The sequence below is a fragment of the Microbulbifer discodermiae genome (assembly GCF_040742695.1).
Classification (GTDB): domain Bacteria; phylum Pseudomonadota; class Gammaproteobacteria; order Pseudomonadales; family Cellvibrionaceae; genus Microbulbifer.
In genome coordinates, this window is record NZ_JBFLAB010000010.1 from 47,030 (window position 1) to 61,759 (window position 14,730).

Annotated in this window: 10 protein-coding genes; all 10 read left to right on the top strand. The window is 52.4% G+C overall.

The window, feature by feature from the left end:
- Window positions 1-102: 102 nt before the first annotated feature.
- The 10 genes from AB1S50_RS05760 to AB1S50_RS05805 all read left to right on the top strand — a co-directional run bounded on the left by AB1S50_RS05760 (window position 103) and on the right by AB1S50_RS05805 (window position 14,340).
- On the top strand, window positions 103-1,599 hold the full coding sequence (locus AB1S50_RS05760) for a S1C family serine protease (protein WP_367149542.1): 1,497 nt from the start codon (window positions 103-105) through the stop codon (window positions 1,597-1,599).
- Between the two features lie 61 nt (window positions 1,600-1,660).
- On the top strand, window positions 1,661-2,101 hold the full coding sequence (locus AB1S50_RS05765; RefSeq protein WP_367149543.1) for a DUF4124 domain-containing protein: 441 nt from the start codon (window positions 1,661-1,663) through the stop codon (window positions 2,099-2,101).
- Between the two features lie 75 nt (window positions 2,102-2,176).
- Complete coding sequence (gene hslO / locus AB1S50_RS05770) at window positions 2,177-3,055, top strand: Hsp33 family molecular chaperone HslO (RefSeq protein WP_367149544.1); 879 nt, start codon at window positions 2,177-2,179, stop codon at window positions 3,053-3,055.
- A gap of 287 nt (window positions 3,056-3,342) precedes the next feature.
- Window positions 3,343-4,890 carry a phosphoenolpyruvate carboxykinase gene (locus AB1S50_RS05775; RefSeq protein WP_367149545.1) on the top strand — a complete coding sequence of 516 codons (1,548 nt, stop codon included), beginning with the start codon at window positions 3,343-3,345 and terminating at the stop codon, window positions 4,888-4,890.
- Between the two features lie 86 nt (window positions 4,891-4,976).
- Window positions 4,977-5,645 (top strand): D-Ala-D-Ala carboxypeptidase family metallohydrolase, encoded by a 669-nt coding sequence (locus AB1S50_RS05780; RefSeq protein ID WP_367149547.1) that lies wholly within the window; start codon window positions 4,977-4,979, stop codon window positions 5,643-5,645.
- A gap of 235 nt (window positions 5,646-5,880) precedes the next feature.
- Window positions 5,881-6,945: an AI-2E family transporter gene (locus tag AB1S50_RS05785; RefSeq protein ID WP_367149548.1), complete on the top strand. Its 1,065-nt coding sequence runs from the start codon at window positions 5,881-5,883 to the stop codon at window positions 6,943-6,945.
- A gap of 511 nt (window positions 6,946-7,456) precedes the next feature.
- A complete protein-coding gene (locus tag AB1S50_RS05790; protein WP_367149549.1) occupies window positions 7,457-8,287 on the top strand; it encodes a zinc metalloprotease in 831 nt (276 codons plus the stop codon).
- Window positions 8,288-8,956: 669 nt separating this feature from the next.
- Window positions 8,957-9,856 (top strand): zinc metalloprotease, encoded by a 900-nt coding sequence (locus AB1S50_RS05795; protein WP_367149550.1) that lies wholly within the window; start codon window positions 8,957-8,959, stop codon window positions 9,854-9,856.
- A 776-nt stretch (window positions 9,857-10,632) separates the two neighbouring features.
- On the top strand, window positions 10,633-11,526 hold the full coding sequence (locus AB1S50_RS05800) for a zinc metalloprotease (protein WP_367149551.1): 894 nt from the start codon (window positions 10,633-10,635) through the stop codon (window positions 11,524-11,526).
- A gap of 1,011 nt (window positions 11,527-12,537) precedes the next feature.
- Complete coding sequence (locus AB1S50_RS05805; RefSeq protein WP_367149552.1) at window positions 12,538-14,340, top strand: hypothetical protein; 1,803 nt, start codon at window positions 12,538-12,540, stop codon at window positions 14,338-14,340.
- Window positions 14,341-14,730: the final 390 nt, after the last annotated feature.

Here is a 14,730-nt window from a genome sequence, read left to right on the forward strand (position 1 = left end):
AACGTTAATTTCTGCCGGAACCGGTGCTCCAACAGTGGCCGCACAGCGTAAAATTGCGTGTCAACTGCTAAACTGGGCCCAAGTTAACGAGTTCCGCACCCCATGATGAATAAGCTTTTTACCTTCCTTGCGCTCCTGATTCTGCTTGCGGGCCAGGGTGCGAGCGCCGATAGCCGCGAGCATGAGCGGCTCAAGCGCTCCATCATCAAGATCTACACCACTGCCGCTGCGCCCGACTACTTCAACCCCTGGGCACTGCTCAACGCCAAGCAGCTGTCCGGCTCCGGTGCGGTGATCAGCGGCCAGCGTATTCTCACCAATGCCCATGTGGTGGCCAACGGCAGCTTCATTCAGGTCCAGCGCCACGGTGACGCACAGAAATTCCGCGCCCGGGTACAGTTTGTCTCCCACGAGGCCGATCTTGCGCTGCTGAGTGTGGACGACGACAGCTTTTTTGACGATACGGATGCCCTGGAACTGGGGGAGCTGCCGGACCTGCAGGAAGAGGTAACCGTGTACGGTTACCCCATCGGCGGAAAGTCCCTGTCCATTACCCGCGGGGTGCTGTCCCGGGTTGAGCATCAATACTATGTACACGCCGAGAGTTACCTGATGGCCGGTCAGATCGATGCCGCCATCAACCCCGGTAACAGCGGGGGCCCGGTGATTTCCGCAGGCCGCATCGTGGGCGTGGCCATGCAGACCAACCAGGGCGCGGAAAACCTGGGTTATTTCGTCCCACCCGGTGTGATCGAGCATGTGTTGAAGGATGCCCGGGACAGTGTGCACCAGGGATTCCCGGAACTGGGTATCGTCACCCAGGGCCTGGAGAGCCCGGCAATGAAGCGCGCCTCCGGCCTCCGCGACGACCAGGAGGGCGCCCTGATCGTCAAGGTCTTCAGCGACGCCCCCGCCGCCGATGTGCTGCGCCCCGGCGATGTATTGCTGGAAGTGGACGGCTATGCCGTGGCCGCCGACCGCACTGTGGAGTGGCGTAAAAACCAGCGCACCAACTATCACTTCGTAGTGGACCGGCATCATGTGGGTGACAAGCTGCCACTGCGTTTCGCCCGCAAGGGCGAGGTCCGTACGGCCGAGATCACACTGGCCGCGCCGCCTCCGTCGCGTACCCTGGTGGTGAGCGAACAGTTCGACCGGCGCCCCCGCTATTACATTTATGGGGGGGTGGTATTCGTGCCGCTGAATATGAACCTGATCAAGCGCTGGGGCAAAAACTGGCATTCCAAGGCGCCGATTGAATACCTCTATGCGCGCAACCAGTGGAGCGAGCCGGATCGCCGGGAGCTGGTGGTGGCGCTCAAAGTTCTGCCGGCCGGAGTCAACCTGGGCTACCACGACTGGAAGAACTGGATTATTGATTCGGTGAATGGTCAGCAGGTAGCCGATTTCGCCGAGTTTGCACAGTTGATGGAAAGCAATAGCCAGCCCTTTGTCGAACTCCGCGATCAGGCCGGTTACCGTATGGTGCTGGATGCTGCGGCGGCAAGGGAGCAGCAGCCGATGATTCTGCAGACTTACCATATCCCCCACCGCCATTCCCAGGGATTGTTCAGTACGCTGGCCGAGCTGGATGAATAGCTAGGCTTTCACCGGCGTCGCCAGGGAGAAAATAACCAGATAAGCGTTACCGGGAGGAATCGTGAAACGACTTTACCGGGTCGGGCTGCTGGCCGCATTGATCTGGGCCGGCACAGCCGCTGCGGACCAGCTCTACCGCTGGGTGGATTCGGAGGGCAGGGTGCACTTCAGCGACCGCCCCCCAAAGAATGTCGACGCCGACAATATCGCCGGGCAGTTGCGCTCAATCAACAGTATCGACGCCACCGACACCCGGGGGACTTCGGCTTCCCGGCGCCAGGCGCAGCTGCAGCAGGAGTATGCGACGCGCCAGCAGACCCAGCGGCAGCAGGAACGGCACCGGCGGGCCAATGCCTGCCGCAAGGCCAGAGAGCGGCTGCGAATACTGCAGGGGAGGGTGGCCTTTATCGATGAAAAGGGTCGCGAAGTGGTGATCACGGAAAGGGAGCGCCAGCAGCAGGCGCAGCGGCTGCAGCGGGAGATTGCCCGGGTGTGCAGCTGACGCAATTTGCCGGCGGCGGCTACCATCACCCTATACTCCCGGCTAAAATCCCGCGGTTTTTGCCTGAGACATCTTATGTCGGATCAATTGGAACGTTTTATTTTTTCCAGACGCGACATCCGCGGCCAGATGGTTACCCTGACCCAAGCCTATCGGGATGTGCTGAGTAACAACCAGCTTCCCGCTCCGGTGGCCCAGTTGCTTGGCGAGTTCCTCGCCGCCGCCTGCCTCCTTTCCACCACGCTTAAATTCGAGGGGCTGCTGGCCCTACAGGCGCGGGGTGAAGGGGAGGTTCCGCTGATCATGGCCGAGTGCACCCACCACAGCGACCTGCGGGGTATCGCCCGCGTCGCCGAAGGGGCCACCATCCCGGAGGGGGCCAGCCTGCGCCAGCTGGTGGGCGACCGGGCAGTGCTGGCCATCACAGTGGAGCCGGAGCGCGGTGAACGCTACCAGGGCATAGTGCCGCTGGAAAAAGACAGCCTGGCGGAGTGTCTGGAGGATTACTTCACCCAGTCCGAGCAACTCGATACCCGCTTCTGGATAGCGTCCGGCCCCGAAGCTGTGGGCGGCATCATGCTGCAGGTGCTGCCCGGCAACAACGCCGCCAGCGAAGCGGAAAACCGGGATGCCTGGGAGACGGCCCAGCATCTGGCTTCGACCGTTACCGCGGAGGAGTTGCACAAACTGCCCCACAGCCAGTTGTTGCACCGGTTGTTCCACCAGCTGCACCCGGATCCGCTGGGCACCGCCAATATCCGCTTCAAGTGCAGTTGCTCGCGTCAGCGCAGTGCCCGCGCCCTGGTCGCCCTGGGGTCCGAAGAGGTGTATCAACTGTTGGAGCAGCAGAAGGGCGAGATTCGGGCCGACTGCCAGTTCTGCAACACCCGCTACCGGTTCGACCGGGAGCAGATCGAAGCCCTGTTCAACGCGCCCCCGCACACGCTGCATTGATTTCCCGCGTCCGTGCGCCGGCATGTGTCCGCGGCACCCCGGTCCCCATGGGCTGGGTGCTTTTCCCATAAAAATTCATCAAATCTATGTAGTAAAATTACGCCATTTGCAGGTCAAATAATTTAACGCAAAAATTTAACTGACAACGTTGTCATTGCTTAAAAAGTGGTCATTCTTGCTGTCCCGCCAATTTGAAGTTTGCAATAATGCGCCCCCGAATTTCGCCGGCTGCCCCCTGCAGCGGCTGTCACACTTTTTATTCCACTTAATCTATGGGTATTCGACGCATGGCACACATCGACGACGCGGCTCAGATCCTCAGGAATCTATCGTCGGCGCAACTGGCTGAGGAAGCGCTCAAGCGCGGTGAGGGCAAGCTGTCCGATACCGGCGCCCTGGTGACCGAGACAGGGGCGCGCACCGGCCGCTCCCCGGCGGATCGCTTTGTAGTGGAAGAGCCGTCCACCAGTGACAGCATTGACTGGGGTGGCGTTAACCGTGCCTTCCCGGAGGACAGGTTCGATCAGTTGTGGGATCGGGTGGAGGACTTTATCGCGGCCTCCGACCGCTTCGTGCAGCAGCTGCATGTGGGGCAGGACGAGGACCACTATCTGCCGCTGGTGGTCACCACCCAGACCGCCTGGCACAACCTGTTTGGGCGCAACATGTTCATCCGCGCCGACAAGTACAATCCCAAGGGCAAGGAAGAGTGGCATATCCTGCACGCGCCGCACTTTGTCTGTGACCCGGAGCGCGACGGCACCAACTCCGAGGGCTGCGTGATCATCAACTTTGGCGCCCGCAAGGTGCTGCTGGCGGGCATGCGCTACGCCGGTGAGATGAAGAAAGCCATGTTCTCGGTACAGAATTTCCTGCTGCCGGAAAAAGACGTGATGCCCATGCACTGCGCTGCCAACGTGGGCAGTGGCGGCGATGTCTGTCTGTTCTTCGGGTTGTCCGGCACCGGCAAGACCACCCTTTCGGCGGACCCCGAGCGCTATCTGATCGGCGACGACGAACACGGTTGGGCCAAGGGTGGCGTATTCAACATGGAGGGTGGCTGCTACGCCAAGACCATTAATCTCAGCCGCGACAACGAGCCGGTGATCTGGCACGCCATCCGCTTTGGTGCCATCGTCGAGAATGTGGTCACCGACGAATCGGGTATCCCCGATTACGCCGATACCAGCCTGACCGAAAATGGCCGCTGCTCCTATCCGCTGGAGCATGTGGCCATGCGCCAGATGGAAAACCGCGCCGGTGAACCGAAGAATGTCATCTTCCTCACCTGTGACGTTTCCGGCGTGTTGCCGCCGGTGTCCATCCTGTCCAAGGAAGCCGCCGCCTACCATTTCCTGTCCGGCTACACCGCCCGTGTCGGCTCCACCGAGCTGGGCGCCCAGGCGGGCGTGCACCCCACTTTCTCCACCTGTTTCGGTGCGCCCTTTATGCCCCGGGCCCCGCGGGAATACGCCGATCTGCTGATGAAGCGTATCGACGACTTCGGCTCCAGGGTCTACCTGGTGAACACCGGCTGGACCGGCGGTTCCGGTGACAAGGGCAAGCGCTTTCCGATACCGGTCACCCGCGCCGTGGTTGCCGCCATCCAGAGCGGAGCCCTGAACGGCGTCGCCACCGAGCGGCTGGAACGGCTCAACCTGGATATTCCGATGCAGGTACCGGGCGTGGACAAGGCTTATCTCAACCCGCGCGAGGCCTGGACCGACAAGGCGGCCTACGACGCAGAGGCGGAGAAACTGGCTAGACTGTTCGCCGACAATATCGAGAAATTCCAGGTCAGCGATGCCGTCAAGGCGGCGGGCCCCGCAGTCTGAGGCTGGGCCCTAGTCTATAGTGCATAAAGAGACGCCGCTGGCAATGGCGGCGCCGGGGGTGTGATCAATAGCGATTGAACGCCGTTATGTTCGCAAGCAGTCCTCCATCGCCCCGCGGCCAGCGGCCTCCGGGGCAGCGGATCAACCGGGTGGTAGTGGCCGTAATTGCCGCGGTCCTGCTGCTGCTAGTCACCGGCCTGTGGCTGTATCTGTATCTCGGTACCCTCGAAAAACCCTACTACGAACTGCAGGGTTACCGCGTTGCCACCCAGAGCAGCTTCGATCAGTTTTTGCGCAACAGGGACCACCGCGCCCAGTATCGGGAAATGGAACAGTTCCTGCGCCTCAACGGGGTGGCGGATGTCACCGAAGTGTCCAACCTGCTTCGCCAGGGCTCCGACTGGCTCGAAGTGGGGGAGCCGGCGTTCGCGTTTCCTCCGCGGGAACTGTGGCGCAACATCATCCCCACACTGGTGCTCATGCGGGATGAACTGGTACCGGTGGTGGGTCCTGTGGGTGTACTCTCCGCCTATCGTACCGATAGCTACAACCGCAAGGCCGGCGGCGCGCCGGCCAGTAAGCACCGCAACTTTTGCGGCCTGGACCTCGTACCCCGCTCCAACATCAGCCGCGCGGAACTGGCGGATGAACTGCGCAGCCTCCATGCGCGGCTGGGTCCCGGCAGCGATCTGGGGATAGGGCTCTATAGGGGTGTGCGCTTTCATATCGACACCTGTGGTTATCGGCGCTGGTAAGCGGGCCCGCTTTGTGGTTAAGCTGGGCCCCGGCGGCGAGACGTTGGGCTGTGTGTTATTAACCCGGCAACAAAGTAAATTGCCAGGTTAACAATGAGTATCGCCGGCTTTGTGTGCGGGTCATCGCTGTGCACCCGGCATTTATATAGTTGTGGCTCTGCTGCGGGGGCCGGCTGCAACAGAGAGAAACTGATTTTTTTGCATGCCGAAACGGGCGGCATTTCAAGGGGGCAATGTGAGCGAAAAACTAGAGCGCAATTCCTTTCTTCTGTCACTGATTCTGGTGACGGTGGCATTTGCCTTTCTGCTTAGACCTTTTTTTACCCCCATTTTCTGGGCCTGTGCCATAGCGGTGATTTTTTTTCCGGCGCACCGCCGCCTGCTCACGCGCATGCCCAACTGGCCCAATCTGACAGCCCTGCTCACCCTGTTGATGTGCATGATACTGGTGGTAATCCCCGTGCTTTTGGTCGCAACTTCGTTTGTGGACGAGGCGGTGAATTTTATCCAGCGGGTACAGAGTGGAGAAATCGATTTATCCAAGCCGGTGGAACAGGTGCGGTCGGCCTTTCCCGGAATCGGTGCCTTATTCGACCGATTTGGTATGGATCTGGACCAATTTAAACAGCGCCTGCTGGGCGGGCTGGTGGGTGCCGGTAGCTTCGTGGCGAAAAATGCCCTGGCGCTGGGCCAGAATACGGCCAACTTTTTCCTGATGCTGGGCCTGATGTTGTATTTGACCTTTTTCCTGTTGCGGGACGGTGAGCGGCTGGTTGATCTCCTGATTCGCGCCCTGCCGCTGGGCGACGAGCGCGAATACCTGTTGCTGGCAAAATTCGCCGAGGTTACCCGCGCAACCATCAAGGGTAACTTGGTGGTCGCAATTACCCAGGGTACATTGGGTGGGTTGATTTTCTGGGCGCTGGGACTGCCGGCTCCACTGTTGTGGGGTGTGATAATGACATTACTGTCACTACTGCCTGCGATTGGTGCTGCACTTATCTGGTTTCCCGCTGCAGTTTACCTCTATGCCGTTGGTGAAATCGTCAAGGCTTCGGTACTGATGCTGTTCGGTATGCTGGTCATCAGCCTGGTGGACAATCTGCTGCGCCCGATTCTGGTGGGGCGTGACACCAAATTGCCAGACTATATAGTGCTGTTTTCTACAATTGGCGGTTTGCTCATGTTCGGCATTAGTGGCTTTGCGATTGGCCCATTACTGGCAGCTCTCTTTATGGCTTTTTGGCAGATTTTCATGCGTGAGTTTATATCCCCATCCCATGAAACACCTAACCGCTAACACTGTATGAGCCCGAATGTCCGCGACTGGAAATTATTAGCTGTTGCGGGCTTTTTGCTTTACTTCAGCAGTGTCTGGGCGACGTATGAAAAGCACTGCCCAGAATAACCACTTCGATATACAGAGCTAGTATAAAATAATTGTTAGGATATATCCTAACAATTATTTTACCCCATCTATCATCCGAAATAATAATTGCCGTTAGTGGCAGATAAGAGAACCAGTAAAATTGTGTTTGTGCACCGGTTCACAAAAAGTCGCCGAATTAAAATTACAGAAAAGATCGAACAATATATATTGCACTGGCCCTTCGATGCCTATTCCGTTGATATAAGATTTTTCGTTATAACTTGAAGAAAGCAACTAGGGGTTGATTTACGTTTTTTTTGTAATAAGGAGTTTGTAATAAAATAATTAACAACAGAAGGATTTTATAATGAGATTTCCAACAAGAGGTAATTCTTCACTAAAAGGTCGGTTATTGGGGTTGTTGGTTTTACCGCTGGCTGCTTTGTCACTCAATCTTTCAGCCCTTGAGGCATCCGAGGATGGTCAGTTACTGCGTTGTGGCACCGACCACCCAACGGTGCAGGAAGCCGTGTTGCAGGAGAATTATTTTCAAAGCATGCGCAGTACCCTTCAGCAGGCTGTACCTGCGCCAGCACCAATCCTGCCAGTTGCGTCGGTCGTAAACGTCTATTTCCATGTTATCAGAAATAATGCGGGCAGTGGGAATGTAACCGATGCGGATATCGCCAACCAGATCAGTGTATTGAATGCCGCTTTCGTCGGCACGCCTTTCAGCTTCAATCTGGCAGGGATTACCAGAAGCAACAACAACAGCTGGTACACAGTGTCCCCCGGCAGCTCTGCGGAGTCCCAGATGAAATCGGCCCTGCGGGTCGGAGGGGCTGCGGATCTGAATGTCTATTCGGCCAATCCAGGTGGCGGTTTACTGGGCTGGGCCACTTTCCCCAGCAGCTATTCCTCCAACCCCGTCAATGATGGCGTTGTGATTTTGACGGAGTCCCGCCCGGGTGGTTCGGCGGCCCCCTACAACGAGGGCGACACTCTGGTGCATGAAGTTGGTCACTGGGTGGGCCTGTTCCACACCTTCCAGGGCGGCTGTAACGCCACCGGCGGCGATTTTGTCAGTGATACCCCGGCGGAAGCTTCTCCTGCATTCGGCTGCCCGGTAGGCCGTGATTCCTGCCCGGGTCTGGCCGGCTTGGATCCGATCCGCAACTATATGGACTATGTTGACGACTTCTGTATGTTTGAATTTACCGCAGGTCAGTCAACCCGCGCCCAGCAGCAGAGCAGTTTCTATCGGGGCTTGTAATGCTCCATTTCCGGGGACGAATCTCGGCCAACGGATATTGGCAGACTGGTATCATTCCGGTAACTCAATAAGTTGCCGGCTAAATAGAACCAATATCAACACTGTCCCTTGGTTGGTAGTAATTCGGCAGCCGTACAGGCTGCCGGATTAACGTCGCTGGGGGTGTTTGTTCGCGAAGCCAGCTGACCGGCAGCGGATGCCCCGGCTCAACAACGGAATATCGAATTCAACCCACGCACAGGATGTAAAAGGACTGTCGTATCCATCGCCGCTGGTAAAAAGGGTGAGATTGTAACTAAATAATAGTTGTCACTGCTTGTCACTTGATAGCCCGCTCAAGTCTTGGGCGGGCAACTATGTCGATCCACGGTACAGGTTTGAGAGAGAGGGAAAGAGCCTGCTGGTCGGAAGGCGTTAGGTGGTCTAAATGCGGTTACACCGACGTTGATAATCGAGGGGAAGGGCTGCGGATAATCCGGATAGTTTTGTAAATGGCAACTGTTGGCGGGCTTTACCAAAGCTTCCTGACGCACTCATCTGTTTATAGCGCACGGATTAGGTCCGGGAAATTGCCAGTACCTGGCCGAAAAGCGCTTGGCCTTCGCGGTCGGAAACTGGCAACCTGACAGAGGGAAATGAACACCTATTAAAATAACAGAGGCATTTTCCATGACTATTTCATTGGCAGTCCCTATAAAAGAAAAATATTGGTTTTTATTGTTTCTGGTTGTTGTACTCATCGCTATTTCAACGGCTGTCTTTGCTGCTGACTCAGCTGCAGAACCAACCTCTGCTTTACGCTGCGGAACTGAACATCCAACCTTTAGGGTGGCCGGTTTGCAGGAAAGCTATGTAAGGGATATGAGCGCGGCACTAAGTAGCTACAGTCCAGCCAGGGTGGGTACTGCAAATGTGAATATCTATTTCCATGTAATCACCGACAGCAACGGCAATGGCTCCCTTACATTTGCGGAGATTAGCAATCAAATAAGTGTATTGAATGACGCTTATCTGGGGACTTCATTTATCTTCAATCTGGCATCTATTACAACTACTGTAAATGACAGGTGGTACAGTGTGACACCCGGCAGTATCGCCGAATTTCAAATGAAATCGACCCTGAGGGTCGGTGGTGCCGCTGACCTGAATATTTATACCGGTGGCTTGGGGGGGGGATTGCTGGGTTGGGCTACTTTTCCCAGCAGCTATGGTTCCAACCCAATCAATGACGGTGTGGTGCTATTGACAGAATCCCTGCCGGGCGGCAGTGCGGTGCCATACAATGAAGGCGATACCCTGGTGCATGAAGTCGGTCATTGGTTGGGCCTGTTTCATACTTTTTCGGGAGGCTGTAGTGATCCCGGAGATTATGTCGACGATACTCCGGCACACACAACTCCGGCGTTTGGCTGTCCCGTGGGAATGGATTCGTGTCAGGGCCCAGGATTTGAAGGCTTGGATCCGGTTAACAATTATATGAATGTCGGTGACGATCAGTGTATGTTTCGTTTTACCCTGGGCCAGGCAATTCGAGCGCAGCAGCAGAGCGGTTTTTACCGCGGACTCTAAGGCTTGGTAACCGTATGAGAATGACATGGGGCGAGGGGAAAGAAGTCATTGTTAGTGAATTGCCTGCCAAAAAAATATCAATGGGGATTAATACAGCTCAGTAATATTCGGGCCATTAATCAAGCGCCTACTTACTTGGACTTAAAATGTATTTAAGACCCGCCTGGTTCCGGCTGCAGGAGAGCCATGGAAGGCTTTACAGTTATCTGCCAGATAGACGAGGAGTTATGAACTGGAATGGATATTAAATTAATTTAATTTTTTGCTCTACTTAGCTGACGTAAATTTATCATTTTGACGGCTGAGCTAACCAGAAATAACACAGTTGTGAACTGATTCACATTTTATTTCTGAAATTACATTGTGGCCGTGGGTGGTCACTATATATTGCCTCCAGCTCTGTAATTGTTTTTTGGTTAGCCACATTTTTGCTCGTAATGTCTTGCCAATAAACCAGGGCTGTGCAGTATAATCTAAAATTATATGGAAGTGACTTGGGGCTGGTACACACTGGATCCAATAATCGCGTAGTCATCCCTTAAAAAACTAGGTGTAACTGTAGGTTCCACCGTAAGCGGTCATGAATAATAGGGTGTTACGATTTGTGAATCTGATCCGAAACTATAAGAATATTTTTCCTGATTAATACGCACGATTATTTTATGTGCTAGATCTTATGGAAGTGGTTTCTTGCCCGGTAAGGAACCGTACATTTCTGTGCGGCTCACTCAGTGTGGATAGGCCCCGTTAAAAAATAACACATGAGGGACTTTCCAATGCAAATACTCACAAGTAAGACACTATGGTTTAAAAATTGTACCATGGCGCTGTTGCTTTCGCCCATCTTTGTTTTTTCTTCCGGGGCTTTCGCTGTCCCGGCATTTGATGACCACCTATCCTACTGCGGCACCGAACATCCGACCCAGCAAGAGGCTGCCCTGCAGGAAAGCTATCTTCGCACCATGCTGAGCCCGTTGGATAACTATGTGGAGCAAAATCGGGCTCTCGCCACAGTGAATGTGTATTTCCACGTGATCACTGATACTGCCGGCAATGGCTCGCTCACCTTGTTGGAAATTAATAACCAGATGAGCGTATTAAATTCAGCTTTTTCCGGTACGGGTTTCAGTTTTAATTTGGTTTCGGTAACTAATACAGCAAATAACAGCTGGTATACAGTGGCGCCGGGAACCCTAGCAGAATCCCAGATGAAATCCGCGCTTCGGGTAGGGGGTGCCGCCGATCTGAATATTTACACGGCAAATATTCTTACTGCCGGTCTGTTGGGTTGGGCTGCCTTCCCCAGCAGCTATGCCTCCAATCCCATCAACGACGGTGTAGTGCTATACACCGAAACCCTGCCAGGGGGAAACCTAGTGCCTTACAACCAGGGGGATATATTGGTTCATGAAGTGGGTCACTGGGTGGGGCTGTTCCACACCTTCCAGGGCGGCTGTAACGCTACTGGTGGGGACTTTGTCAGTGATACCCCGGCGGAGGCTACGCCGGCGCGGGATTGCCCGGTGGGCCGCGACTCCTGTCCGACTCTCCCTGGATTTGATCCGATTCACAACTATATGGACTATACCGATAACGCCTGTATGTTCGAGTTCACTCCGGGCCAGTCCACGCGTGCCCAGCAGCAGAGCAGCTTCTATCGCGGACTTTGATAAACCATAGTGTAAAGGGGGCACAAGTGCTTATGCCTCCTGTATGGGCTACCCCCATGGATGTGTAATCAGTAGTAGACCTCCCGGGCTTTAATGTTCGGGAGGGCCGAATTTACTCTCCTTGTCTGAGCAACGCACCCTGGGAGCTGTGTGATTATTTACGCACCGCTGCCAGATCCACAGCCAGCTTCGTATCTCTCTAACGTATTTCACAAGTATCCAATATGTTTGAGCCAACCCTTCACTTTGATGTGAGAGAAAGCCTTGTCAAATATCCGCGAGAAGTCTAAAGAAATGATAACGGGACTTCTCAAAAATTTGGCATTAAATGAGACTCTGCGCTCCTATAGAGCTTTCGCGATACCATTGGTTAAAAAATAGGCTAACATTTTCAGGCTAATTAAATTCCGATAACCGCTTGATCAACGACAATAGGCTCTCCATTACAAGATAAAACTCTTATGTTTACCTGCAATCAGTGGGAGGAGGATGTCCCATTATACTCTGTGACAACCAGAAAACGCTCATAGATATATCAGCTGCTAAGTGAAGACTTTCTTTGTCTTGGTAAAATTGTACTAATTACAAAATATATATTTGGCGAAAAGATAACCATAGAAACCAATGTCACGTAAAGATTATGTAGACTTAAGTGCCATGTAGGCATAACATTGCCTTCCGAAATTAAGGATTTCTAGTAGTTTAAAAGACCACCAGCTGCATTGGCGTGGTGGTAGATGAATAATTTCAGAAGAGTGGTGGGTTATCTTGCCCGTCTCGTATTGTTGGGGCGATGACTTTGGCTACAAGTAAAGTTTGGCTATTTTGATTGTCACTCCAATCAGTGCTGTGGCAGATTATTTTCGATTGCTTTTACGTTAGTGCCATTAGCGGAGCTTGCCCACATAGGAGTCGAAAGGAGGTGAATTTGGATAGAATTAATAGTGGTGTCATTACTCTCAAAATTAATATGGTAAGAAATTGCAATTGTTAGTATTAAGTAAGTATGAGATGAATAATCAAAAAAACCGTGAAAGTTATTGGGTTAAAAAATGCATTCTCGTCGGGTTAGGTTTCGTATTTCTGTTATCTGCTTGTACCAGTACAGAAAAACTAGTCAGCTCCGATTGGTATGAAATAAAATCGCAACATTTTCGTATAGTGACAAATGGTAATCCAAAAAAAGTACAGAAACTAGCAGAAGATCTCGAGCAGTTTCGGATTTTTTCTCAGAAATATATAGCATTTCAATCGGACCAGCAGTCATTAACAATATACGCCCTCGCAGATCAATTAAGTTTTGCGAGAGTTAATGGTAGCAAAAACGAGCGGAATGTTATAGGTAGCTTTAGAAATACTTCATATGGAAGTTTCGCTTTAGTGAATATTCGTGGGAATAGATATTTTCCTGATAATCCCGCTCGCAAGATTCTTTTTCACGAATATACTCACTTTCTTACTTATTCCCGCAGCTCTTATAATTATCCTTACTGGTATAGTGAAGGACTTGCCGAGAGTTTTTCCACAGTCCGATTTAACGGAAAAAATGTATTTGAGGTTGGAAGAATGCCGGTGGATCGCGCGATTAGTCTCAGCCAACTCAAACAACTCCCCCTCAAACGGCTTCTTGAGGCAACGCGAGGTTCCTTGGATGAGCAAGAGGCTGAAGCTCTCTATGCCTCTGGTTGGATGCTTACTCATTGGTTGCTATTTGATCCAGAACGAAAACTTGCCTTGGAACGATATCTCAAAGCGTATCAGACAGGTGCTGATTCGGTTACGGCACTCCCAAATGCCCTCGATATGACATTTGATGAATTGGAAGCACAATACCAACTTCTTTCCAAATCGGACTTCGTATATTTTAGTGGGCAAATAAGTGAAAGTAGGAATATTAGCTCCGCTTTGATAAAGCCGATGATGCGTGAAACTGCTATTGCTGAGATCGCTCACTTCATGGCTATTACAAGGCAGAAGCCGTCAGTTCTTCAAGATTTTTTTAAAAGTGCAAAACAGAAAGGGGTCGTCAGTCCACCTCTGCAGGCAGCGTTGGCGATCTCAGAATCACAGGCAGGTAATTTTTTCCTGGCAAAGGAGATCCTTAAGGAAGTAGAGAAGAAATACCGGCGGGAAAGTTGGTACCTTGAGGCGGATGCGAAAATTTCTCTAACTGAAGCACTCGCGAAAAATGGAGAGCTAGATGTTAACGAAATCGCTTCTCTTCGTGACCAATATGTTCATCTTGTTAATACTCAAGAACATATACCCGCTTACTGGCATGAATTGGCGATTACCATGCAACTACTAGGATATCCGCGAGAACAGTATCTGGAAATGCTTGAACAAGCCTATTGGCGTGCACCACGGGATATAAATATAGCCTGGTGGTTTGTCCGCGAGCTTTATGTCAGCCGTGATAAGAAATTATTTCCTTATGTTGCTCATCCACTATTGATGCAGATATACAATAAGAAGTCGCGGGCCTATCTGAAATCCATGATCAGGGAGATGGAACAGGAGCAAGAGTTGAATGTAACTTCTGAGTTGACCGCAGGAGGCTTGGGTGAGATGCTTGCAGAGTATCATCAATTATCTGGAAACAAGGCGTTAGCCCTGGCTATAGACTATAGCGGGGCCTATGCAGTAGGGTATGTTGGGAAAAGTTACAGTCAAGCTGAGGCAAAAAACTTTGCTCTCAAGGCTTGTGAAGAGCGGCGGGCAAACTATTCGGTGAGAGATGCCTGCACAATTTATGCAGAAGGTAATGATATCTTAGACTCCGCTGCAGCTATCATCACTCCCGTGATCAATTAACAACTGCTAAAAATAACGATTTGGGTTGAAGCTTTTCTCGGAGTAAAAACTTACCGCCGAAATGATTGATCTTATCCACGACTAAACTAGAACTTCTTGGAGCGAATGGCTGAATTCGGTAAAGTGAATTCAGCTTTTGTACTGGGCCTGGTGTATGCTTCGATGACATTTGTCTCTCAACATCCGTAGTATTGCTTTTATGATCCAATCTTGTTCATCGACTTATACCAAGGATAACAATCAGATATGCCTCTGGTCACTACCTTACCCCGCCATTAAGCGCTGTTGTATGCTTTCCAATAAAAAATTATAAGCCGCAGGCAATTGAATGGATAGTGTAAAGACCAAATACATCTACAGGTGTGGCAAATTACAGATTTCTACAGAAAT

Excerpts from the sequence above, each read along its gene's own strand:
- AB1S50_RS05795 (WP_367149550.1), top strand. The coding sequence starts at position 8,957 with ATGACTATTTCATTGGCAGTCCCTATAAAAGAAAAATATTGGTTTTTA.
- AB1S50_RS05775 (WP_367149545.1), top strand. The coding sequence starts at position 3,343 with ATGGCACACATCGACGACGCGGCTCAGATCCTCAGGAATCTATCGTCG.
- AB1S50_RS05780 (WP_367149547.1), top strand. The coding sequence starts at position 4,977 with ATGTTCGCAAGCAGTCCTCCATCGCCCCGCGGCCAGCGGCCTCCGGGG.
- hslO (WP_367149544.1), top strand. The coding sequence starts at position 2,177 with ATGTCGGATCAATTGGAACGTTTTATTTTTTCCAGACGCGACATCCGC.
- AB1S50_RS05760 (WP_367149542.1), top strand. The coding sequence starts at position 103 with ATGATGAATAAGCTTTTTACCTTCCTTGCGCTCCTGATTCTGCTTGCG.
- AB1S50_RS05805 (WP_367149552.1), top strand. The coding sequence starts at position 12,538 with ATGAATAATCAAAAAAACCGTGAAAGTTATTGGGTTAAAAAATGCATT.
- AB1S50_RS05800 (WP_367149551.1), top strand. The coding sequence starts at position 10,633 with ATGCAAATACTCACAAGTAAGACACTATGGTTTAAAAATTGTACCATG.